The organism is Proteus appendicitidis, from assembly GCF_030271835.1.
Lineage (GTDB): Bacteria > Pseudomonadota > Gammaproteobacteria > Enterobacterales > Enterobacteriaceae > Proteus > Proteus appendicitidis.
In genome coordinates, this window is the sequence record NZ_CP127389.1 from 2,733,579 (window position 1) to 2,756,761 (window position 23,183).

22 protein-coding genes are annotated in these 23,183 nt (G+C 39.1%); 3 read left to right on the plus strand and 19 right to left on the minus strand.

What is annotated here, in order from left to right:
• Positions 1-45: 45 nt before the first annotated feature.
• On the plus strand, positions 46-555 hold the full coding sequence (gene crr / locus QQS39_RS12895; protein ID WP_036935451.1) for a PTS glucose transporter subunit IIA: 510 nt from the start codon (positions 46-48) through the stop codon (positions 553-555).
• A gap of 305 nt (positions 556-860) precedes the next feature.
• On the opposite strand, the gene cysM is transcribed toward crr, so the two are convergent.
• From cysM to QQS39_RS12935, 8 genes are all read right to left on the minus strand, one after another.
• Entirely contained in the window at positions 861-1,745 is an 885-nt protein-coding gene (cysM, locus tag QQS39_RS12900; RefSeq protein WP_151435621.1) for a cysteine synthase CysM, read from the minus strand.
• A gap of 179 nt (positions 1,746-1,924) precedes the next feature.
• On the minus strand, positions 1,925-3,013 hold the full coding sequence (gene cysA / locus QQS39_RS12905; RefSeq protein ID WP_196735100.1) for a sulfate/thiosulfate ABC transporter ATP-binding protein CysA: 1,089 nt from the start codon (positions 3,011-3,013) through the stop codon (positions 1,925-1,927).
• A gap of 32 nt (positions 3,014-3,045) precedes the next feature.
• Positions 3,046-3,888, minus strand: coding sequence for a sulfate/thiosulfate ABC transporter permease CysW (gene cysW, locus QQS39_RS12910; protein ID WP_151435623.1), 843 nt, complete (start codon positions 3,886-3,888; stop codon positions 3,046-3,048).
• Positions 3,888-4,721: a sulfate/thiosulfate ABC transporter permease CysT gene (gene cysT, locus QQS39_RS12915; protein WP_285804667.1), complete on the minus strand. Its 834-nt coding sequence runs from the start codon at positions 4,719-4,721 to the stop codon at positions 3,888-3,890. Before cysT ends, cysW begins: the two co-directional genes overlap by 1 nt.
• Positions 4,721-5,740 carry a thiosulfate ABC transporter substrate-binding protein CysP gene (gene cysP / locus QQS39_RS12920; protein WP_285804668.1) on the minus strand — a complete coding sequence of 340 codons (1,020 nt, stop codon included), beginning with the start codon at positions 5,738-5,740 and terminating at the stop codon, positions 4,721-4,723. The genes cysT and cysP overlap by 1 nt, the downstream gene beginning before the upstream one ends.
• Before the next feature lie 236 nt (positions 5,741-5,976).
• A complete protein-coding gene (locus QQS39_RS12925; RefSeq protein ID WP_151435626.1) occupies positions 5,977-6,873 on the minus strand; it encodes a Dyp-type peroxidase in 897 nt (298 codons plus the stop codon).
• A 151-nt stretch (positions 6,874-7,024) separates the two neighbouring features.
• Positions 7,025-7,621: an RpoE-regulated lipoprotein gene (locus QQS39_RS12930; protein ID WP_285804669.1), complete on the minus strand. Its 597-nt coding sequence runs from the start codon at positions 7,619-7,621 to the stop codon at positions 7,025-7,027.
• A gap of 335 nt (positions 7,622-7,956) precedes the next feature.
• Positions 7,957-8,394 (minus strand): GNAT family acetyltransferase, encoded by a 438-nt coding sequence (locus QQS39_RS12935; protein ID WP_075670504.1) that lies wholly within the window; start codon positions 8,392-8,394, stop codon positions 7,957-7,959.
• A 133-nt stretch (positions 8,395-8,527) separates the two neighbouring features.
• On the opposite strand from QQS39_RS12935, the gene hemF reads away from it, so the two are divergent.
• Positions 8,528-9,436, plus strand: a complete 909-nt coding sequence (gene hemF / locus QQS39_RS12940) for an oxygen-dependent coproporphyrinogen oxidase (protein ID WP_151435627.1) — start codon at positions 8,528-8,530, stop codon at positions 9,434-9,436.
• An 88-nt stretch (positions 9,437-9,524) separates the two neighbouring features.
• Here the strand turns inward: hemF and QQS39_RS12945 are convergent, their stop codons facing one another.
• Entirely contained in the window at positions 9,525-9,872 is a 348-nt protein-coding gene (locus QQS39_RS12945) for a hypothetical protein (RefSeq protein ID WP_265576069.1), read from the minus strand.
• A 305-nt stretch (positions 9,873-10,177) separates the two neighbouring features.
• On the opposite strand from QQS39_RS12945, the gene QQS39_RS12950 reads away from it, so the two are divergent.
• On the plus strand, positions 10,178-11,092 hold the full coding sequence (locus QQS39_RS12950; RefSeq protein ID WP_285804670.1) for a Gfo/Idh/MocA family protein: 915 nt from the start codon (positions 10,178-10,180) through the stop codon (positions 11,090-11,092).
• 70 nt (positions 11,093-11,162) lie between these two features.
• Here the strand turns inward: QQS39_RS12950 and der are convergent, their stop codons facing one another.
• The 10 genes from der to pbpC all read right to left on the minus strand — a co-directional run bounded on the left by der (position 11,163) and on the right by pbpC (position 23,162).
• Positions 11,163-12,653, minus strand: a complete 1,491-nt coding sequence (gene der / locus QQS39_RS12955; protein WP_285804671.1) for a ribosome biogenesis GTPase Der — start codon at positions 12,651-12,653, stop codon at positions 11,163-11,165.
• Between the two features lie 119 nt (positions 12,654-12,772).
• The gene (gene bamB, locus QQS39_RS12960; RefSeq protein ID WP_151435629.1) at positions 12,773-13,945 is read right to left on the minus strand and encodes an outer membrane protein assembly factor BamB; all 1,173 of its coding nucleotides are present in this window, start codon (positions 13,943-13,945) and stop codon (positions 12,773-12,775) included.
• A gap of 14 nt (positions 13,946-13,959) precedes the next feature.
• Positions 13,960-14,580, minus strand: a complete 621-nt coding sequence (locus QQS39_RS12965) for a YfgM family protein (RefSeq protein WP_151435630.1) — start codon at positions 14,578-14,580, stop codon at positions 13,960-13,962.
• A 10-nt stretch (positions 14,581-14,590) separates the two neighbouring features.
• A complete protein-coding gene (gene hisS / locus QQS39_RS12970) occupies positions 14,591-15,874 on the minus strand; it encodes a histidine--tRNA ligase (RefSeq protein WP_285804672.1) in 1,284 nt (427 codons plus the stop codon).
• Between the two features lie 122 nt (positions 15,875-15,996).
• Positions 15,997-17,118 carry a flavodoxin-dependent (E)-4-hydroxy-3-methylbut-2-enyl-diphosphate synthase gene (gene ispG, locus QQS39_RS12975; protein WP_196534106.1) on the minus strand — a complete coding sequence of 374 codons (1,122 nt, stop codon included), beginning with the start codon at positions 17,116-17,118 and terminating at the stop codon, positions 15,997-15,999.
• Positions 17,119-17,165: 47 nt separating this feature from the next.
• The gene (gene rodZ, locus QQS39_RS12980) at positions 17,166-18,134 is read right to left on the minus strand and encodes a cytoskeleton protein RodZ (RefSeq protein WP_151435633.1); all 969 of its coding nucleotides are present in this window, start codon (positions 18,132-18,134) and stop codon (positions 17,166-17,168) included.
• 74 nt (positions 18,135-18,208) lie between these two features.
• A complete protein-coding gene (locus QQS39_RS12985; RefSeq protein WP_151435634.1) occupies positions 18,209-18,643 on the minus strand; it encodes a hypothetical protein in 435 nt (144 codons plus the stop codon).
• 88 nt (positions 18,644-18,731) lie between these two features.
• A complete protein-coding gene (gene rlmN, locus QQS39_RS12990) occupies positions 18,732-19,913 on the minus strand; it encodes a dual-specificity RNA methyltransferase RlmN (protein ID WP_151435635.1) in 1,182 nt (393 codons plus the stop codon).
• 156 nt (positions 19,914-20,069) lie between these two features.
• A complete protein-coding gene (gene ndk, locus QQS39_RS12995) occupies positions 20,070-20,495 on the minus strand; it encodes a nucleoside-diphosphate kinase (protein ID WP_023581630.1) in 426 nt (141 codons plus the stop codon).
• A gap of 345 nt (positions 20,496-20,840) precedes the next feature.
• Positions 20,841-23,162 (minus strand): peptidoglycan glycosyltransferase PbpC, encoded by a 2,322-nt coding sequence (gene pbpC, locus QQS39_RS13000; protein ID WP_196735106.1) that lies wholly within the window; start codon positions 23,160-23,162, stop codon positions 20,841-20,843.
• Positions 23,163-23,183 lie beyond the last annotated feature (21 nt).

A 23,183-nucleotide genomic window follows, 5' to 3' on the forward strand; every position in this document is an offset into this window, starting at 1 on the left:
ATTAGCCAGAGCCCGGTCCCAACTACAATAATTAGGAGAAGATTCATGGGTCTGTTTGATAAATTAAAATCACTGGTTTCAGAGGAAAAGAAAGGCAGTGGCACGATTGATATTGTTGCACCACTTTCTGGTGAAATCGTCAATATCGAAGATGTTCCTGATGTTGTTTTCGCTGAAAAAATCGTAGGTGACGGTATTGCTATCAAACCTGCTGGTAATAAAATTGTTGCGCCAGTCGATGGTACTATCGGTAAAATTTTCGAGACTAACCATGCTTTCTCTATTGAGTCTGACAACGGTATCGAGTTATTTGTCCACTTCGGTATCGACACTGTTGAACTGAAAGGTGAAGGGTTTAAGCGTATCGCTGAAGAAGGTCAGCAAGTAAAAGTTGGTGATACTATTTTAGAATTTGACTTGGCTGTATTAGAAGAAAAGGCAAAATCAGTTCTAACACCGGTTGTTATCTCTAATATGGATGAAATTCAGGGTTTAACCAAAATGACAGGCCCAGTTACTGTTGGTGAAACCGTTATTATTCAGATTAAAAAATAATCTTCTGTGATATTCTCTATTTAAACCGCCACCAATAAAGTGGCGGTTTTTTTATATTTAAAAAACACGAACTAAAAACTACTCTAACTCATTCGACAATGTTCTTACTCTAAATAATTCAAGATGCAGCGAATGAGAGTAGTCAACAACGCTATAACTTGAAGAATGACGAGTGAAATGCTCTAAATAATTCAAGGTGTAGCTAGGCGACAAGTGAATAAATCCCTAGGAGCATACATTAGTATGTGACTAGGGTGAGTGAACGCAGTCAACAACGCTACAACTTGAAGTATAACGAGTAAGAATTATGACGAGAAAACGCCCGTAGATAGATAACGATCACCCCTATCACACACAATCGCAACAATCACCGCACCAGGATTCTCTTTTGCAACGCGCAGAGCGCCAGCAACAGCCCCTCCAGAACTTACGCCACAGAAGATACCCTCTTGACTTGCTAAAAGGCGCATCGTTGATTCTGCTTCTTTTTGTGACATATCTATCACACTATCCACCAGCTCTTTTTTAAAGATACCCGGCAAGTAAGCAGGTGACCAACGACGAATACCTGGAATTTGACTTTTCTCTTCAGGCTGAAGTCCGATGACTTGCACACTATCAGATTGTGTTTTTAAGTAACTTCCTACACCTGTGATTGTACCCGTTGTTCCCATACTCGAAACAAAATGCGTAATGCGACCTTGTGTTTGTTGCCAAATTTCAGGGCCAGTAGAAATAAAATGAGCTCTGGGATTATCTGGATTATTAAATTGGTCTAATACCTTACCTTTGCCCTGCTGTTCCATCTGCTGTGCGAGATCTCGCGCACCTTCCATACCGACTTCACGACTCACTAAAATCAATTCTGCACCATAGGCTTGCATTGATGCTTGACGCTCTTTACTCATATTCTCAGGCATTAACAGCTTTAAACGATAACCTTTTACCGCTGCAATCATTGCTAAGGCAATTCCTGTATTACCACTAGTTGCTTCTATCAGCGTATCACCCGGCTTTATTTCACCGCGTAGTTCCGCTTGTTCAATCATCGATAATGCAGCTCTGTCTTTTACTGAACCTGCGGGATTATTGCCTTCAAGCTTAACCCAGATTTCAGCGTCCACCTCTTGTGTAAGTCGTTGTAGTTTTACTAATGGTGTATTACCAATAAATTGTTCTAACCCTGCCACAATAAGTTCCTGCTCATTTGTTTGTCTGTATTAATGAAGAAATCACATTTAACTTATTAACGCAATAATATTAACGTAATTCAATAAATCTCTTCATTTTCTTAAAAACCAAAACACCCATGCCTGAAATAAGCATGGGTGAAAAATAGTGAAATTAAGTGATAGATTAAATAATTAAATTAGGCGGTATAGGCTAACGATACCGTATTTAAGGGAGTATCCCCCGTATATAAACGGGCTTGAGCACCTCCCATATAATAGGTATTTCCTTTTGTTGGCGCTGAAGAAATAGCATTCCAAACTGCGGTAATCGGTGTTTCACTCCATCCTAATGGCTGTAAAATTAACTGCCAATAATGTCCTTTAGGTGATACCTCAATAACCTTGACGGGCAATCGGCAAACACTATTAGCATGTCCACTTAATGCAATTTCCCAAGGACGCAAGAACACATCTACCGAACCTTGATAAAGCGGTGTTACAGATAAGGGCAAGTGATATCCCCCAATCTGTAATTGAGCACCATTAATTTCACCTTGTAGATGATTCACATCACCTAAAAATTCTAAAACGAAGCGACTTTTTGGTGATTGCCACACTTCTTGCGGTGTTCCGACTTGCTCTATTTTGCCATTCCCCATAATCACAATACGATCAGCAACTTCCATCGCTTCTTGTTGATCATGAGTGACAAAAACACTGGTAAATTTAAGCTCTTCATGCAATTCGCGTAACCAACGACGCAATTCTGTTCTTACTTTGGCATCTAAAGCACCAAAAGGCTCATCTAATAACAAAATTTGCGGCTCTACAGCCAATGCTCTTGCTAAGGCTACACGCTGTTTCTGCCCACCTGACAATTGTGCAGGATAACGTTGAGCTAAATGAGGCAATTGGATCATCTCTAATAACTGCTCAACTTTTTTATTAATTACGTCTTTGCTAGGGCGCTCACGACGGGGCAATACAGTTAAACCAAAAGCGATATTCTCAAATACAGTCATATGGCGAAACAGCGCATAATGCTGAAAAACAAAACCGACTTTGCGATCTCTCGCGTGTAACCGACTAACATCCTGCCCTTCGAAACGAATGCTTCCTTGGGTTTGATGTTCAAGACCAGCAATAATACGCAAGAGCGTTGTTTTGCCTGATCCAGAAGGCCCTAACAATGCCACCATTTCACCTGAAGCCACATCAAGTGTGACATCATGCAACACTTCAGTGCGATCAAAATATTTTGTGACACTATTAATTTCAATACTCATATTTTGCCTCTACTTTGTGTAAATAATGATGTTCATTGCTGACGGGCTAAATGCCATTGCAAAGCACTTTTAAACATTAAGGTGAAAATTGCCATCATCGCGAGTAATGCAGCCGCAGTAAATGCACCGACGGTATTGTAATCTTGATGCAGTAATTCAACTTGTAACGGTAGTGAATAGGTTTCGCCACGAATAGCACCAGATACCACAGAAACCGCACCAAATTCACCGATAGCTCTGGCATTGGTTAATACCACGCCATATAACAATGCCCAGCGAATATTCGGTAATGTCACTCGCCAAAACATCTTCCAACCACTCGCGCCTAATAACACGGCAGCTTCATCCTCTTGGCTACCTTGGCTCATCATCACTGGCACCAGTTCTCTTACTACAAAAGGGCAAGTAACAAACACCGTCACTAATACCATTCCCGGCCATGAGAACATAAGTTGAATATCAAACTGTGATAACCACTGCCCAGCCCAGCCATTGCTACCGTAAAACAGTAGATAGAGTAATCCAGCAACTACTGGAGACACAGCAAATGGAATATCAATCAAAGTCATTAATAACTGACGCCCCGGAAAACGAAAGCGCGTGACAAGCCATGCCATACTGACACCGAACAACATATTGACAGGTACAGTGATTAACGCGATGAGCACAGTTAACCAGACTGCATGTAACATATCGCTGTCTAATAAGTTCTCAGTAAATATTTCAACGCCTTTTGAAAACGCGGTCATAAAGATCCACGCAATAGGCACAACTAAAAATAAAATGGATAACACAACGCCTGTAAAGATTAACCCCCACTTTACCCAATCAATTTGGCGACGATATGCCGAGCGTTGTTGCATAATATCTGACATCAATGCCCCCTCAACCGTTGACCAAATCGGCTTTGTAATCCATTAATTGAAAACAGTAAGACTAATGAAACAAGTAAAATGACAGAAGCAACGGCACTTGCCGCAGGATAATCAAATTCTTGCAATCGAATAAAAATCATCAAAGAAACAACTTCTGTTTGCCATGCAATATTGCCAGCAATAAAAATAACAGCGCCAAACTCACCTAAACTACGCGTAAAAGAGAGCGCGGTTCCGGCTATTAGTGCCGGTGATAACTCAGGTAATACAACCTTACAAAAAGTCTGCCAACGACTCGCACCTAGCGTCTCAGCCGCTTCTTCATACTCAGGGCCTAACTCTTCAAGAACGGGCTGAACCGTTCTTACAACAAAAGGTAAGCTGGTAAATGCCATCGCAACGGCAATGCCAATCCATGTATTAATAACTTTGATATCAAATTTATTCAATACAAAACCGTACCAGCCTTGTGTTGAAAAAAGAGTTGCGAGTGTCAAGCCAGCAACAGCCGTAGGTAAAGCGAAAGGTAAATCCATTAAACCATCAAGTAGTTGTCTGCCCGGAAAACGATAACGAGTAATGATCCACGCGAGCAACATACCGAAAATAGCATTAAAAATACTGGCAACTGCCGCCGCTAATAGCGTGACTTTATAAGCGGCCACTATTTGTGGATGCGTGATCACTGCCCAATATTGAGCAAAACTCATATCAGAAAGTTGCACAACCAGCGCACTCATTGGTAACAGTAAGATCAAGCAGGTATAAAACAGTGTTCCACCTAAACTTAATCCAAATCCCGGTAAAACTCGTTTGCTGGTTGCGGTAAACATTATTGACGTCCTTGCGCTAATAACTTATCAAGCATGCCATCTGTCGTGAAATGTGTTTTCATCACGTTATTCCAGTCACCGAATACCTCTTCAATCGTAAATAGTGACGTTGCTGGAAACTGTGCTGCTTTTGCAGCCATGACTGCTTTATCATTTACGCGATAATTAAATTGCGTAATGATTTCTTGTGCTTTAGGGCTGTATAAATAATTTAGATAGGCTTTTGCCAGTGCTTCGGTGTCGTTACGTTGAACATTTTTATCAATCCAAGCGACAGGAAACTCAGCTAATATATCAACAGGTGGCACAATGACTTGATATTCATCTTCACCATATTGTTGACGAATATTATTAACTTCAGATTCAAAGCTGATTAATACATCTCCGAGTCCACGTTCAATAAAAGAAGTCGTTGCACCACGACCGCCTGTATCAAATACCTCAACATTCTTGAGGAATTTCTTCATTGCTTCTTGTGTTTTCTCATCGCTGCCATAAGCTTTTTCAAAAGCGCCCCACGCTGCTAAATAGGTATAGCGACCATTACCCGATGTTTTAGGATTAGGGAAAACCACTTTGACATCTTCACGCGTTAAGTCTTCCCATGAAGTAATATTCTTTGGATTTCCTTTACGTACTAAATACGCCATGGTGGAATAATAAGGCGAGCTATTATTAGGAAGACGTTGTTGCCAATCAGCAGGAATTAAATTGCCTTTATCATGCAAAATTTGCACATCAGTGACTTGGTTATAGGTCACGACATCCGCAGGTAAACCTTGCAATATTGCAAGTGCTTGCTTAGAAGAGCCAGCATGTGATTGTTTGATGGTGATCTTATCGTCAGGATGTTGAGCATCCCACTGCGTTTTAAAATCACTATTTAGCTGTGTGAATAGCTCTCTTGCGATATCGTAAGAGCTATTAAGTAATTGAGCGGCCCCTGCATAACTACTAACAACCAAAGACAATGCTGCGGTTGCTTGTAATGCAAAGGTTCTGATTGTGTTTTTCTTCATCAAAAGTACCCATCATTGTAAGTTTTATTCTAATGGCTACTCTATCGGCTTTATTTATAACAGTGTAGTTAGCTTTTGTTATTTGATATAACTACAAGCTATTAAAAATGACTAAAACTCAGGCTAATTAATTAAAATTACATCAATTACTATTAATGTGAAAAAATGTCAGACAAAAATGCCCGCTTATAAAGCAGGCATTTCACTAATAAAACGTCTTTAACACTAGATAATGATTACAGTGCTTTTAATACTTCATAAGAAGGGGCGAAGTAATAACTTCCTGTTACAGGTTTACTCATACGTAATAGGTCATCATATTTGCCATCTAATTCACCAAACATGCTCAATAGTTGTTGCTCGATGTTATATAAACGACCACAGTAAGCTAAGAAATATAAACCATGTTTACCGCTTACAGTACCGTAAGGCAGACTGTGACGTAAAATCGCTAACTCTTCACCGTCTTCTTCAATTACAACACGAGAAACGTGAGATGTTACATTGCGTTCAGATTCATCAAGTTCAACACTGTCTTTTTTAGTACGACCGATCATTTTTTCTTGGTCTGATTCACTAAAACGCGTCCACTTCTTCAGGTTATGCTCATAACGTTGAACTAAAACATAACTACCACCAGCATCAACACCGTCATTAATTAGTGCTACACCATAACGCTCATCATCTTGTGGATTTTCTGTGCCATCAATGAAACCGCTAAAATCGCGCTCTTCAATCCAACGGAAACCATGAATTTCTTCTTCAACTTTGATTGCATCACCAAAAGCAGCAATTGCGGCTTGTGCCAGTGAGAAATTCACATCATGACGCATAGATTGGATATGAATAAGTAGATCGCGCTGTGTTGCAGGCGCTAGTCCTTTACCTAAAGGGCGAAAAGGTTTTAGCTCTGGTGCGCTATTTTCATCGGAAAGCTTTTTCCAAAGATCAGAGCCAAATGCAACAACTGCGCCTAGTGATGCATCCGGAAATTGCTTTTGTAAATCAGATAATGATTGCATGAATTTCTGACATCCTTCACGCAGAGCCTCTAATTCACCCACGACCATTGCTTCAATAAAAAGACCAAATTTACTATGTGCGACTAAAATGCCACTTTGCGCATGAGACATATTGCTTTCCTAATCAATAATCAAAACACCCAAAATAATGTTGATTATATCGAATACTTTTTCCTGAAGATTTGCCTTTCAACAAAAATCAGACAATCTGATCATAAAATCTTCCCTGTTTTATAAGGAATAGTATAAGGAATAGCGCAAATTATTTGTTCTGCCAAATAATTTGCGTTAATACCCAGTTAGATAAAACTTCATCAGGTGGCATCAATCCATCAGGACCATCCCATTGACCACTAAAGACATAACTCACCGATTTAGCTTCTGCGGATTGGCATAAAATGGTTCTCTGTTTTTCATCTTTAGGACCTTTGCTACATGCACCAAATGCTTTTTTATAGATATCTTTAAATGGTGTACCTATCGTTGTTCCCCAATCCGTTGTTGCCTTAGCATCAAAGACTTCTATTTTCTCAACGGTGCCTTTTTCTTTGCCATAGAAAGCCACTTGGATTTTATTATCTTCAAGTGCTTGGACTACAACAGTAATATCGCTACCTTGCATCTCCATACCTTCACGATAATTGAAGCTACCGCCTAGCGCATTTTTTATTTCACTTTCTGTTATTTTGGTTGAGCTGGTGATATTACCTAATCCATTGGCAGAAACTGTTAACGTATCATTTGAAAACCAATTCATCGGATTTAGTGCAGAAAAAGACATTCCTCCCATGGATGAACAGCCACTTAATAGCAAAACACTTGTGCTTAAACACAAGGGTAACCAAAACTTAGGCATCATTTATTTCTCCGTTAAACTTTTTCGTCACACATTAAAATAGATATTGAGGTGATTAAGAACACCTTATCTTACTCTTTGTATCGCCTCAATCATCAGGTTAAAACCATCGCGATAAATCAGCATAACAAAATATTTACTGATTTGATCTTAGATAACCACATGAAAAGAAAGCCTAGTTACGACCATCTACAGAACATTTTGTTCCACAGAAAAGGTAATATCAGATTTTACGCATAAAATAAGAAATACAAACGTAAGAATAGAAACCGGGGAAAAGAGATAAATATAAAAGAAAGAGTAATAACCCCTAAAGATATCAGGGGTTTTGAATACAATTAAAGATCGAAATCCTGATCAACAATTAATCGCTTAGTATAAGTTGTGCTTTCTTGATTTTGATCTTCATACAATAACTTCTCAAACATACAAATGGTTGCATCATTTTCTTCTGGTACAACTAATGTAATTTGAGGGCATCCTTTCGCAATCAGCTTTTTCTCTAATCGAGAGATCAATGCATTCGCAATGCCTCTTCCTCGAAAATCTGGGTGAACGCCTAAATAGTATAAAGAGCCACGATGACCATCGTATCCCCCCATTACACTACCTACAATCTCTCCTGCCACTTCTGCTATCAGAAATAAATCAGGTGAGTGGTTTAATTTTCTTTCAATATCAATTTCAGGATCGTTATCAGGCGATATCAGATCGCAACGCTCCCAAAGTGTAATAATTGCCTCAAAATCATCTTGGCGAAATACACGTATTTCCATGGTTTTGCCCATTATCTGTCACATAAATCTGAATTTATTATCGCTTGTTTGGTTTATGAATCAACTTGAAAATGAGAACATAGACAATATGGAGTTCTATTTTTAATAAATATGATAAAAATTGTAGGTTATTATGAATTTACCTGATATTCATCGTGTTAAAGAATTTTTCTTATCACTACAAGATACGATTTGTCGCTCTCTTGAAAACATAGACCAAAAAGCCACTTTTCAACAAGATAACTGGGAAAGAAAAGAAGGGGGCGGTGGTCGTACTCGTGTTTTAACTCATGGCGCTCTTTTTGAACAAGCTGGCGTCAATTTCTCACATGTTTATGGCGATACATTACCGAAATCTGCTACAGCACATCGCCCGGAATTAGCAGGACGCCGTTTTCAAGCAATGGGGGTGTCATTAGTTATTCACCCTCTTAATCCTTATATTCCGACTTCTCATGCCAATGTCCGTTTTTTTATTGCTGAAAAAGAAGGTGAAGCTCCTGTTTGGTGGTTTGGTGGTGGCTTTGACTTAACACCTTATTATGGCTTTGAAGAAGACGTTATTCATTGGCATAAAGTCGCTAAATCTGTTTGCGCTCCTTTTGGTGAAGATTATTACTCGCGTTATAAAAAATGGTGTGATGATTACTTTTATATTAAACACCGCAATGAACCTCGTGGTGTCGGTGGTCTTTTCTTTGATGATTTAAACACCCCAGATTTTGACCACTGTTTCGAGTTTGTCCAACACGTAGGGCTTGGTTATCTTGATGCCTATTTACCTATTGTTGAAAAACGCAAATCGATACCTTGGGGAGAGCGCGAACGCCAGTTCCAACTCTATCGTCGTGGTCGCTATGTTGAATTCAATTTAGTGTGGGATAGAGGCACATTATTTGGCTTACAAAGTGGCGGCAGAACAGAGTCCATTTTAATGTCTATGCCACCTTTAGTCCGTTTTGAATATGATTACTCTCCTGAACCGAACACTCCAGAAGCAAAGTTATACAGTGATTTTTTGATCCAAAAAGAGTGGGTATAGCATATTTAATTTATTAAGAATAAAGCCACATTAAAATGTGGCTTTACTGGAATAAAACGAGAATTTTAATAACAAATATTTTCTAGAATCAATTAAATAAGAAAGCCAGTAAGCCTGTCACTTTATTTTTATTCTCCCACCCTTCCGCTCTCATACAGGTATTAAAATAATCTTTACGCTCCCATTCATTAGCATCAGAAGGAAAAGAGGTTCCTGCTCCTGAACTAGGAATATCTTTACCATTGACCCTCATAGGAGCAAAAGAAGGCTGAGTTGAAGTCACATATCTCGCAGGATATCGCTCTTTGGCTTGTTGCATACACATATTTTTAGCGATATCTAAAGGTGACGGATTTGTGGTTTTTGCTTCCCATTTTTCAGGGGTCGCACAAGCTGAAAGCATAAAAATGGATGCAATGATGATCGTTTTTTTCAAAGTAATAACTCATTAAGACGAATAGGAATCAATTGCATTTTAGCTGTTTTCTGAAAGAAATAATTAATTTTTTATGAAGTCCAATATCATTGAATAATTATTGAGCAGAAAAACGACAAATTAAATGTTAGATAAGCTGTGGAACCTCATTTAAGACAGTGATATCTATTTTTCATAATTTATCTCATTAAAATGTATCAAAGCTCCCATCATTTAAGTATGTTGAAAAAATATAAAAATGAGAAATTTATCATTTTTCTTGTCTTAAACTAATCATGCGATCTAAGAAATAAGGAAGGTAAATAATGAGAAAATTACGTATTGGTATGGTCGGTTTAGGATCAATTGCACAAAAAGTTTATCTCCCTATTTTAAGCAAAGCTTCTAACTGGGAATTTATAGGCGCATTTTCACCCAATCAGGAAAAAGGAAATATAATTTGTACCGCTTATCGTATCCCTTTATTCACTAGCTTAAGTGCTTTAGCCCAACAGTGTGATGCGATATTTGTACATAGCGCAACATCAAGTCATTTTGAAGTTATAGACTATTTATTAAATGCAGATGTACATGTTTACGTTGATAAACCCTTAACAGAACATATTCACCAATCTGAAGCACTTATTGAACTTGCCGCTAAGAAAAATAAAAAGCTAATGGTGGGTTTTAACCGTCGCTTTGCACCTTTTTATCATCAGTTGAAACAAAATATTACACATCTTTCTTCTTTAAGAATTGATAAACATCGCTGTGATAGCGTCGGCCCTAAAGAGGCACGCTTTACCTTATTTGATGACTATTTACATGTTGTTGATACCGCGCTTTGGTTAGCGGGTTCAAACGCTGAATTATTAAGTGGTAGTATTATCCAAACAAAAGAAAATGCACTGTTTTATGCTGAACACCATTTAAAAATCGATGATTGCTGGATAACAACATCAATGCATAGAAAAGCAGGAAGCCAGCAAGAACAAGTTATTGCCGTTGATGAAGATGCAATCCATCAAATTACAAATATGAATTTATGGCGCAGCGAAAGCAGAAATAAACTCACTGAAAAACACCCAGAAAACTGGGACCCTATTTTATTACAACGGGGTTTTATTGGGGCGGTGGAACACTTTATTGAATGTGTGACGAATGATACAGATCCATCGACAAGTGGAGAGCAAGCCATTGTTGCTCAACTTATGATAGAAAAAATGTTATCTAATCAATAAATTCTAGGTATAAAAAAACTGAGTCCATTATAAATTGAACTCAGTTTTTATTTTTAGACGCTAAATTAACTTATTTAGATTTCTTCAAGTGTGACATTAAACGCTTACGTTTACGCAACTGAGATTGTGTTAATTTATTTTTCTTATCCGCATAAGGGTTTTCACCCTCTTTAAATTGAATACGGATTGGCGTACCCATCACTTGCAGAGTACGGCGGAAATAGTTCATCAAATAGCGCTTATAGCTATCGGGTAAATCAGTGACCTGATTACCATGAATAACTACAACAGGTGGATTATAACCACCAGCATGTGCATATTTCATTTTTACACGGCGTCCACGAACAATCGGTGGCTGATGATCATCTTCTGCCATCTTCATGATACGAGTGAGCATTGATGTGCCTACGCGACGCGTTGCACAGACATAAGCTTCTTGAATTGATTCAAAAAGATTACCCACGCCACTTCCATGTAATGCAGAAATAAAATGAACACGCGCAAAGTCAACAAAGCCCAGTTTAAGATCAAGCATGGCTTTTACTTGCTCGCGATCGTCTTGTGTCATGCCATCCCATTTATTGACAGCAATGACTAATGAACGACCCGCATTCAGGATATAACCTAATAATGAAAGATCTTGGTCAGAAATACCTTCACGAGCATCAATAACCAACAATGCAACGTTAGAGTCTTCAATAGCTTGTAATGTTTTGATAACAGAGAATTTTTCTACTGTTTCTTTTACTTTACCGCGTTTACGAACACCCGCTGTATCGATGATGATATATTCTTTCTCATCACGTTCCATTGGGATATAGATACTGTCACGGGTTGTACCTGGCATATCGTAAACAACCACACGATCTTCACCAAGCATACGGTTTGTCAGTGTTGATTTACCAACATTAGGACGACCAACAATCGCTAATTTTACTGGTAATGTAGAAGGGTCAAAGTCGTCTTCTTCCTCTTCTAACGCTTGTGCTTCTTGTTCTGCTTCTAATGCAGCCCAATAAGCCGCATTTTCTTCTTCTTCAGTCAGCTCTAACTCTTCTTCCACCACTTTACCAGTAATTGGTAAGAGTGTTTGTTCAATCAATTGAGCAACACCACGACCATGAGATGCAGCGATTGGGAAGATTTCACCTAATCCTAAAGAGTAAAAATCAGCTAATGCAGTATCAATATCGATACCATCAGTTTTATTCGCAACTAAATACGTTTTTTTCTCAACACCACGAAGGTGTTTTGCAATACCTTGGTCTGCTGGCATCAAGCCCGCACGAGCATCAACTAAAAACAGTACGATATCGGCTTCTTGAATAGCCTGTAGCGATTGTGATGCCATATGGGTTTCAACACCCTCTTCAGCACCATCAATACCACCGGTATCAATAATAATAAATTCTTCGCCTTCTAACTCTGCTCGACCATATTTACGGTCACGGGTGAGTCCTGGAAAATCGGCAACTAATGCGTCTCTTGTGCGTGTTAGTCGATTAAATAACGTGGATTTACCCACGTTAGGGCGCCCTACTAAGGCAATAACGGGTATCATTTTTTGATGCCTCATAAAAATACAATCACAAACCTAATTGTATTTTACATGTAATTACTAAAAAGACGAAACGGCTCCTTTAAAGGAGCCGTAAAATAAATAGATTTGTCAGCAACTAATTACCGACTATAAAGATAAACCTTACCATCGCGAGCTTGGATCATCAGCTTATCTTGTACCGCTTGAGGGCGGCTTAATAAGCCTGAACTGTTCACTTGGTTTTGTGCAATAAATTTACCTGTGCTGGTATCAATCCAATGGAGATAACCTTCTGCGTCACCAACCACTAAATAGCCATCAAAAATAGCCGGAGCAGTTAAATTGCGATGCAATAAATCTTCTTGTGTCCATAATGTCACACCATCAGATTTACGAACAGATAAAACTCTGTCATTTTGGTCAACAAGGTAAAGATTGTCACCCAACAGTACCATATCATTAACTGAGCCTAAATCACGTTTCCAAAGGATTTGTCCAGAACGCATATCAAGGCTAACTAAATTACCGTTATACGCCATTGCATAAACAGTATTTTCATCAATAATCGGTGTGATATCCACATCATTTAATCGGCTAATTTCAGTAGAGCCTTTAATTTGTGAAATATTTTGTTGCCAAATCAACTGTCCTTGAGAAAGAACAACTGCACTGACACGACCATTATCTGCACCAATAATTGCTGCGCCATAAGCAACGGCAGGTGCAGACTCACCACGAAGAGATAATGATGGAGTGTCTAAGTTAATAGTCCAAGAAATCTCACCCGTTAATAAGTCGAGTCCTTGCAACATACCATTACTGGTATGAATAAGGACTAAACCATCACTAACAACAGGTTTTGAAATGGCTTCACCAGCAACATCTGTTTCCCAATCAATGGAGCCATCTTCAGTGTTCAGTGCATATACTTTCGCTTTTTCAGTTCCCACAAAAATGCGAGTACCTGAAACTGTTAACCCACCAGAAAGTAATGCCGATTCATTAGATGAAAGAAAACCGGTTTTAATAGAAAGATCTTGCGACCAAATCTCTTTTCCTGTTTCTACATCTAATGCTTTAACTAAACCATGGCGATCAGCGACATAAACAACCGCGCTATCCCATGTTGGTGACAAGTGAGAATAGTATTTACCAATACCATTTCCAACTGATTTGTCCCAAACAGCTCTAGGTGTAAATTGGCTTTGCACCTCAGGCAATGGAGACATTGTCACATTATCCTGTTCACTAGAACATCCTGCCAACAAAGCAGATGCTAGTAGACCAACCAGGAGAGTTTTACGCAGTTGCATGTCTGAAGATCCCTTTAATTGGATAAATTATTGAGTTTAAGTTCAACCAGTGAGCGAATAGCACCCGCATTTTCATCAGTTAATGCGCTACGATAGGCGGTTGTTGCACCTGCGTTATCGCCTTTTTTCGCTAAGACATCACCACGGATATAATTTTTCATTCCATTCCATGCTTTGCCTTTCACTTGCTCTAACGAAACTAAAGCAGCATCTGTTTTATCTAATGCTAATTGTACGCGAGCTAAACGAAGATTAAGCATATCTGCAAATGCATCATTTTTTACTTTTGCCACAGCATTCGTTAGATGACGTTCACCACTGACCAAATCATTAGCATCGATAGCGATTTGCGCTAGCTCTAATGAAGCTAAAGCGCCATAAATATCATTCGTTTCAGTAACAAATTTTTCAGCTAATGCAATATTTTCAGGCGTAGGCTTAGCAAGTGCCTCACTAACTGTTGCAAAAGCACCTGCACTTTCTTGCAGACGATTTGTTTGATGTGATTGCCAATATTTCCAACCAAACACACCACCAAAACCAATAACAGCGGCTAAAACGATAGTTAAACCGTAGTTTTTAAAGAACTGTTTAATTGCATCAACTTGTTCGTTTTCGGTGCTATAAACTTCCACAAGTCTCTCCTTAACCTAATAACAGAGTCAATTGCTGAGCGAGTTCATTGCGAGCAACAATGGTTTGTTCCCCTGAACGCAAATCTTTCACTGCAACAGTGCCGGCATTAATTTCATCTTCGCCTAAAATCAGAGCAATTTTAGCGCCTTGTTTATCAGCACGTCCTAACTGCTTTTTAAAGTTACCATTACCATGATTCGTCATTAAACGTAATGTTGGTAATTGATCACGAATTTCTTCAGCCAGCATTAATGCTGCACTTTGGCTCTTCTCACCAAATGAAGCGAGGTAAACATCAGCGACATTAGTATCTGCAACAAATTCAGGGTTAACCGCTTGAACTAATAAAATCATGCGCTCCATTCCCATCGCAAAACCAACTGCTGGGGTTGGATGTCCACCTAGTTGCTTCACAAGACCATCATAACGGCCACCAGCACACACTGTTCCTTGTGAACCTAATGCGCTAGTCACCCACTCAAAAACAGTACGGTTATAATAGTCTAAACCACGAACTAAACGCTGATTAACGCGATATGTAATACCAACAGCATCTAATAAGGCACAAAGACCATCAAAGTGCGCTCTTGATTCGTCATCAAGATAATCGAAAAGTTCAGGCGCATCATTCAATAAAGTCTGAATTTCTGGATTTTTTGAGTCTAAAACGCGTAATGGGTTAGAATACATACGACGTTTGCAGTCGTCATCCAACTTATCTACATGCTGCTCTAAGAAAGCAACTAACGCTTCACGATATTTAGCACGCGCTTCTAATGAACCAATAGAGTTAAGCTCTAATGTTACGTGTTCTGCAATACCTAACGCTTTCCACCAGCGCGCAGTTAGCATAATTAATTCCGCGTCAATATCTGGGCCTTGTAGACCAAAGACTTCTGCACCTAACTGGTGGAATTGACGATAACGACCTTTTTGAGGGCGCTCATAACGGAACATTGGTCCTAAATACCATAAACGTTGTTCTTGATTATAAAGCAAACCGTGCTCGATACCCGCACGAACACAACCCGCTGTATTTTCTGGGCGTAATGTCAGGCTTTGAGCATCTTCACCACGATCGGTAAAAGTATACATTTCTTTTTCAACAACATCGGTCACTTCACCAATTGCTCGCTGAAATAGAGGGGTATGCTCTACGATAGGTGTTCTGATTTCACTAAAGCCGTAACCCGCTAAAATTTGTTTTAGCGTATTTTCAATTTTCTGCCATACACGAGTGTCAGCAGGTAGATAGTCGTTCATACCACGAATGGCTTGGATTTTTTGTGCCACTTTTCTTCTCTAATAGTTATTAATTGATTGTTAGGCTGATTATAGAAGCGAAATCAATCAGTATTCAATGTGAAATCTATAGTAAAACTGGCTCATTGATTAATGAGCCAGTTTTTTGAGTGTTATTTGTCCAATTGATTTATGTTTATGCGCATACTGTCATCAAGCATTGATGCTTTAGCACGAATTTTTGCTTCTAATAAATCAATCATATTAACGTTATCAAGACGCTCTTTTTGTCTTACGCCATCTTCATAAAAACCGCTGCGTGTTTTAGCGCCAGTTACACCTAACGTTGAAACTTCAGCTTCGCCCGGTCCATTAACAACACAACCAATGATAGAAACATCCATAGGTGTGATGATATCTTCCAAACGTTGCTCTAATTCGTTGACTGTTCCGATAACATCAAATTCTTGACGGGAACAAGTTGGGCAAGCGATAAAGTTAATTCCACGAGAACGAATACGTAAGGATTTAAGAATATCAAAACCGACTTTAACTTCTTCAACGGGATCTGCAGCTAATGAGATCCTTAACGTATCACCGATACCTTCTGATAATAAGATCCCAAGACCAATCGCTGATTTAACCGATCCCGCTCTCGCGCCACCGGCTTCGGTGATCCCTAAGTGTAAAGGTTGATCAATTTTTTTCGCTAATAAACGGTAAGAATCAACTGCAAGGAAAACATCTGAGGCTTTTACGCTGACTTTAAATTGTTCGAAATTCAGCTTATCAAGAATATCGACATGACGCATTGCTGATTCAACTAACGCTTCTGGTGTCGGCTCGCCGTATTTCTCTTGAATATCTTTTTCAAGTGAACCACCGTTTACACCAATACGAATAGGAATATTGTTGTGACGAGCGCAATCAACAACTTGGCGAATACGTTCTTCACTACCAATATTACCCGGATTGATACGTAAACAATCAACACCATATTCAGCGACTTTTAATGCGATACGGTAGTCAAAATGAATGTCAGCGACTAAAGGCACATTAACTTGTTGCTTAATTAATTTGAATGCTTCCGCAGCATCCATTGTGGGTACAGAAACACGAACAATATCCACCCCAACACGTTCCAGAGATTTTATCTGGCGAACAGTCGCTTCTACGTCTGTCGTTCGTGTATTCGTCATCGACTGTACCGCGATAGGAGCGCCATCGCCAACAGGTACATTGCCCACATAAATTCGTGTCGATTTGCGACGAATAATAGGTGATTCTTTATGCATTGATTAATTCTCCCATGCTTCCATGCTTGCTCAAATGTGTAGTCAGATTAAGCGCTCGGTACTGTTATTTTTGCTATTTTTCCAGTAAAACGGCTTAAATCAACAGATTCACCATTAAACTGTAAGCGAGTAACAGAAGGTGCGCCTATTTTTAGTTTATAAGGTTGCTCACCATCAAATTCCAAACGATCACCCGCTTTCTTAATACCATTAAATAAGACTTTATTTTGAGCATTACGAACTTCTAACCAACATTCACCATCAAACATAAGAACCAATTGATTCGCAATAGCAGACGCTTCCGATGAAGTGGATTCTTGTGCTGAATTTGCTCGAGAAGTTGTTGAAGTTGTTAGAGGTGATACTGGTAATGGAACCGTTCTCACTTCTGTTGGTGCTGGTGACGTCGTTTCAGTCGTTGGCAATGTAGCGACATTATTCGCCTGATTATCAACTAATGGAGACGCAGGTACTTGTAAATTATCACCTTCAGATGTTGACGTATTATCTAAGGTTGCTAAAGGAGAATCTATCGTATTGGTGTTTTCTTGTGTACTATTTTGCCCTATGTCTTGAGATGCCATAGAGACTAATTCTTGTTGATCAGCCTGATGACCTTGCCACCACCAAACACCAACTAATGCAATCATCACAATCAAAATCACCCAAGTGATTTTCATCAGCCAGCCTTCACGTTTTTTATGACGCTTACCTAATGAGTAATTTTGTGTGGTTGTCATTCTAATTTGTTTGACAGGAGCTTGTTGGTCGATAAAACCAAGGATGTCTTTTTCAGGAACGCCGACTAACTTAGCGTAAGAACGCATGTATCCGCGTAAAAATGTGGGTGCAATATTAGAAGAAACAGAATCTGTTTCAATGTCGCGCACTGTTGATAACTTCAAACAAAGTCGATCAGCAACAGTTTGTTGTGTTAGCCCTACTTTTTCTCGTGCCTGACGTAAAAGTTGACCTGCTGTTAATTTCACTTCTTCGGTTTTGTTTTCAGTATTCATTAGCAATCTAGGCACTGTGGCTATTGGATGTTTAACATTGATGAACTCGCAAAAGCACAAAGTACCTTAACGTATCACCGCGAATTTTCTGATATTTTATTATCACTTTGCTGACAGACCAAATAATCTGGCGGTATATCCTCAATTAACACGCTATTATTGTTTAATAGTTTTTGTTCACAAAGGAAATTACCATAAAGCCTTAATACATTAACATTTACTGGCTTCGAGTTCATCGCTAATTTGTAATAATCTAACGCTTGAATAGAATTTCCCAATAACTGCGATGTTAATGCCATTCCTAAATTCGCATCTGGGTGATTTGGCATCACTGATAACACTTTTTGGAAATGATATTGCGCTATTTGATATTGTCTTTCAGCTAAATAAGCATCACCTAATTGTAAACGTGTAGACACTGCAACACGTTCTTGATTGGCTGATGATTGACAACCGAGTGTCAATAGCATCAAGCCAATAGTGATAACTACTGATGATATCCTTATCATCGTTTTATTCCTCAAATATATTCGTCCTTGTTCTCTCTACATTGTAATTATGTAATACACTTCACAAAGAAAGAGATATCCACCTGTATCAGACTGCTTTTACTGAAATTAGTTCACCTTGTTGACGTTTTTTCAGTGTACGCTTTGTACGGTCAATAACATCACCAGCTAATTGTCCACAAGCCGCATCAATATCATCACCACGGGTTTTACGTACAATCGTCGTGAAGCCATATTCCATTAATACTTTAGAGAAACGGTCAATACGGCTATTAGAACTACGTCCATATGGCGCACCCGGGAACGGATTCCATGGAATTAAGTTAATTTTACACGGCGTGTCTTTTAAAAGCTCTGCTAATTGGTGAGCTTGATCTGTGCTGTCATTAATATGATCAAGCATGACATATTCAATCGTCACTCGCCCTTGGTTCGCGTTTGATTTAGCAATATAACGGCGAACACCTTCAAGAAACATTTCAATGTTGTATTTCTTGTTAATTGGAACGATTTCATCACGAATTTCATCAGTTGGAGCATGTAATGAAATAGCTAAAGCCACGTCAACAGCATCGCTTAATTTATCTAATGCAGGCACAACACCTGATGTAGAAACAGTGACACGACGTTTAGATAAACCAAAACCAAAATCATCCATCATGATTTCAAGTGCTGGAATAACATTATTTAAATTCAGTAATGGCTCGCCCATTCCCATCATTACAACGTTAGTAATAGGACGACGACCCGTCTCTTTTAATGAGCCAATAATTTTAGCTGCACGCCAAACTTGCCCAATAATTTCAGACACTTTCAAGTTACGGTTAAAACCTTGCTGTGCAGTTGAACAGAACTTGCACTCTAAAGCACAACCCACTTGCGAAGAAACACATAATGTTGCGCGATCATCTTCTGGAATGTACACAGTTTCTACTTGTTGATCGCCAACTTTAATTGCCCACTTAATCGTGCCATCTGTTGAACGTTGTTCTTCAGAAACTTCAGGTGCTTTGATTTCAGCAATTTCTTTTAATTTATTGCGCAACACCTTGTTGATATCTGTCATTTGATCAAAATCGTCATAACAGTAGTGGTACATCCACTTCATAATTTGGTCAGCACGGAAAGGTTTTTCGCCCATAGAGACAAAAAGCTCACGCATCTGTTTACGATTTAAATCTAACAGATTAATTTTAGTTTTTTGATTCACAGTATTTTCTTTAGAAACAGCGACAGAAGCGCTTGGCGCTGGAGTGGTAGATTGGGTCATGACATTGCCTCGTTGTTACACTATGCGGCCTGCATTAGCATTGATGCTAATGGGATACTTATATATTTGTATAATTAAACAATAATAAAAAACGCCCTGTTAATTATCAAACAGGGCGTCGCATTGTACTGTTTTTCGCGTAGAGATGCTAATAAATTAGCGCGCGCAAACTTCGTTTTCAGTGAAGAAATATGCGATTTCACGAGCAGCAGAAGCTTCTGAATCTGAACCGTGTACCGCATTTTCAGTAAAGCTATCAGCGTAATCAGCACGTAATGTACCCGCTAATGCGTTGTCTGGGTTAGTTGCGCCCATCAGATCACGGTGACGTTGAATCGCATTTTCACCTTCTAACACTTGAACCATGATAGGGCCAGAAGTCATAAATTCAACTAAACCGTCAAAGAAAGGACGGCCTTTGTGTTCTTCATAAAAGCCTTCAGCTTGTTCGCGCGTTAAATGCAACATTTTAGCGCCAATGATGCTAAAACCTGCACTTTCAAAACGGTGATAGATAGCACCGATAACATTTTTTTTCACTGCGTTTGGTTTGATAATAGAAAATGTGCGCTGAATAGCCATGTCTTACCTCTAAATTATTTTATTAATGATAACTTTTGTTATCTCTTTTATCGCAGATCATGGAAAAACGAATCAAAAACCGCATTCCCTGCAAAAAATAGTGCTCGATTATAGGAGGATAAAAATGAATTGCACAGATTGAATATCCTTTTTTTTAAAAAAACTGTGGCAAAAAAGTTATAAATTATCGATCTAATCACATTTTTGACCTATTCCATGTTCAAACTTAAAAATTAAGAACAAAAAAGAACCAAAATGATACTCAATAAATAGTCTATTTATCTTTATTAAAAAGCCTATTTTAGTTAAAAATCACTCAGTTCTCGTTTATCTCATCTTTTTAGTTTAACGAAATATAAAATTAACCATATCCGTTTGACCACTTAGATCAAGCACTGAAAGTTGATATTTACCTCGTTTCTCTAATAAATAAGAGAATGTTTCCCCGTTTTCTGTTTTGCCTATTTGTTCACCATTTAAAAACCACCATTGCATACCACTTCCTCCTTGTGTAGAAACTGTTATTTCGAGATTAGTTTCACCGGGTAATGGTCTTAATAAATCACCCGCTCGGATACCTGAGATAAACAAGGGAATAATATCTTCTTTAATTGGTGGGCAAGTTTCAGAAATCGGCGGCAATCGTTTTGCTCTGCGCTCTTTTTCAGGCAACCATGCTTCTAATGCTATCGGCCATAAAGCAATATCTTTTAACTCTGCGTTAGGACAATTAGGTCCCGTACGTTTACCTTCATCATCTAACCAAATTTTTTCGTTGATCCCCAAAATACCTTCTTGGCTATCATTCAATAAAGTGGGTGGAATAGTGTTATCTAAGATCCAGCTTCGACGACTGACTCTACAGTTACTATCTTCTTTAGGTAATGCCTTACCTGTCGGCCAACAAATTGTTGCTGCGGTTACACTATCAGGACGCAAATCAGTTGGTGGTCTTTGTTTATTTTGATAGAAATAGCCGGTTAATAAGTTATTGACCTGATTCATAATAGGGACAGCCGTTGCAAAGCCAAATTGCCCTGCAACAGGTGTTCCATCAGGTCTGCCCACCCAAACACCAATGGTATAGCGAGCATTCACACCGATAGACCACGCATCTCGATAGCCATAACTTGTTCCTGTTTTCCAAGCTAAAGGAACAACGGGGGAAATTGCACTATCTGGTCGAGGTCTAGCTTCTCCAGCTAATATGCGCCTAATAATCCATGCCGAACCTTGTGACATCAACACTCGGTTTTCTATTATTTGCTCTGGCTTAAAACGTAACGGTGCTGTTTTTCCTTGCCTTGCTAATGCACTAAAGGCAGAAACAAGCTCATCCATTCGTGTTGCTGTTCCTCCTAAGATCAGCGCTAAATTTGGCTCTGAACCATAAGGAAAGCGCATTTCAAGATGGTTATGACGCAATTTTGCCGCAAATTTCTTTGCTCCATACACTTCGATAAGTTGTACCGCGGGTAAATTTAAAGAACGGCTTAGTGCTTCACTGGCACTGACCGCACCATTAAAATCAGAGTCAAAATTACCAGGACGATAATTATCAAATCGACGGGGAACATCTTGTAAGAGTGATTCTGCATGAATAAGCCCTTCATCTAATGCAAGTGCATAAATAAATGGCTTTAATGTTGAACCGGGCGAACGCCATGCACTAATCATATCGACATGACCAAAGCGCGAATTGTCATTAAAATCGGCAGAACCAACATACCCTTTTACACTCATATCCGTATGATCAACAACTAAGATGGCTAAGGATGTTTTATCCGCTAATTGATACTTCCATTGATTCGCAATATCTTCGAGTTGTCGTTGAATATTAATATCAATCGTAGTGGTAATAACAGGCTCTCGCTTTTCGTTATACATACGACGAGCCAGCAATGGTGCCAATTGCGGTGTTTGCCTTGGCGCTAATAAAACCTGTTCTTCTTTGATTTCATCAACTTTTTCTTGTGACCATATTTGATATTCTGCCAGCCTATCTAATACTTTATCTCTAGCAGCTTGAGCGCGTTCAGGATATCTATCTGGTCGTAAACGACTTGGCGCTTGTGGCAATACCGCCATTAATGCCGCCTCGCCCGCAGATAAATCAGCGGGTGATTTGCCTAAATAAGCCCAACTTGCTGCACCAATGCCTTCTAATGTACCGCCAAAAGGAGCTATATTGAGGTAAATCTCCAGAATTTCATCTTTTGAGTAATACCACTCTAATTGCAAGGTACGCCAAAGCTGTTTGATTTTCCCCCCTAAAGTACGCGAGTGAGGATCAATAAGGCGAGCCACTTGCATTGATAACGTACTTCCGCCTGACACTATTCTTCCTGAACTTAGATCTTGCCACGCCGCACGGAATATCGCCATCGGGTTAACACCAGGATGTTGATAAAACCAGCGATCTTCATAAGTAATTAAGGCTTCTAAATATTCAGGAGAGACATCAGCGAGTTTGACATGATAACGCCATACCCCTTCTTTATCGGCAAAACGCCAAAGAGGTGTACCATCTTGCGCTGTAACAATCGTCGCAATTTGAGGTTCAGGATCAGGAAGAGGCCAAATTTTATCTGCGATCCAGACTAAAATTGGCGTTGTTAGCAAAAAAATAATGATAACAGCAATAAGCCGTTTATATCCTAGTTTCATTCAATCACTCAAAGGAAAAAG

Coding starts and splice junctions, on each gene's coding strand:
- cysP (WP_285804668.1), bottom strand. CDS start 5,740: ATGAAGAAAAACACAATCAGAACCTTTGCATTACAAGCAACCGCAGCA.
- QQS39_RS12950 (WP_285804670.1), top strand. CDS start 10,178: ATGAGAAAATTACGTATTGGTATGGTCGGTTTAGGATCAATTGCACAA.
- cysW (WP_151435623.1), bottom strand. CDS start 3,888: ATGTCAGATATTATGCAACAACGCTCGGCATATCGTCGCCAAATTGAT.
- crr (WP_036935451.1), top strand. CDS start 46: ATGGGTCTGTTTGATAAATTAAAATCACTGGTTTCAGAGGAAAAGAAA.
- ndk (WP_023581630.1), bottom strand. CDS start 20,495: ATGGCTATTCAGCGCACATTTTCTATTATCAAACCAAACGCAGTGAAA.
- QQS39_RS12925 (WP_151435626.1), bottom strand. CDS start 6,873: ATGTCTCATGCGCAAAGTGGCATTTTAGTCGCACATAGTAAATTTGGT.
- cysA (WP_196735100.1), bottom strand. CDS start 3,013: ATGAGTATTGAAATTAATAGTGTCACAAAATATTTTGATCGCACTGAA.
- QQS39_RS12935 (WP_075670504.1), bottom strand. CDS start 8,394: ATGGAAATACGTGTATTTCGCCAAGATGATTTTGAGGCAATTATTACA.
- cysT (WP_285804667.1), bottom strand. CDS start 4,721: ATGTTTACCGCAACCAGCAAACGAGTTTTACCGGGATTTGGATTAAGT.
- rlmN (WP_151435635.1), bottom strand. CDS start 19,913: ATGACCCAATCTACCACTCCAGCGCCAAGCGCTTCTGTCGCTGTTTCT.
- hemF (WP_151435627.1), top strand. CDS start 8,528: ATGAATTTACCTGATATTCATCGTGTTAAAGAATTTTTCTTATCACTA.
- bamB (WP_151435629.1), bottom strand. CDS start 13,945: ATGCAACTGCGTAAAACTCTCCTGGTTGGTCTACTAGCATCTGCTTTG.
- QQS39_RS12985 (WP_151435634.1), bottom strand. CDS start 18,643: ATGATAAGGATATCATCAGTAGTTATCACTATTGGCTTGATGCTATTG.
- der (WP_285804671.1), bottom strand. CDS start 12,653: ATGATACCCGTTATTGCCTTAGTAGGGCGCCCTAACGTGGGTAAATCC.
- rodZ (WP_151435633.1), bottom strand. CDS start 18,134: ATGAATACTGAAAACAAAACCGAAGAAGTGAAATTAACAGCAGGTCAA.
- QQS39_RS12930 (WP_285804669.1), bottom strand. CDS start 7,621: ATGATGCCTAAGTTTTGGTTACCCTTGTGTTTAAGCACAAGTGTTTTG.
- ispG (WP_196534106.1), bottom strand. CDS start 17,118: ATGCATAAAGAATCACCTATTATTCGTCGCAAATCGACACGAATTTAT.
- pbpC (WP_196735106.1), bottom strand. CDS start 23,162: ATGAAACTAGGATATAAACGGCTTATTGCTGTTATCATTATTTTTTTG.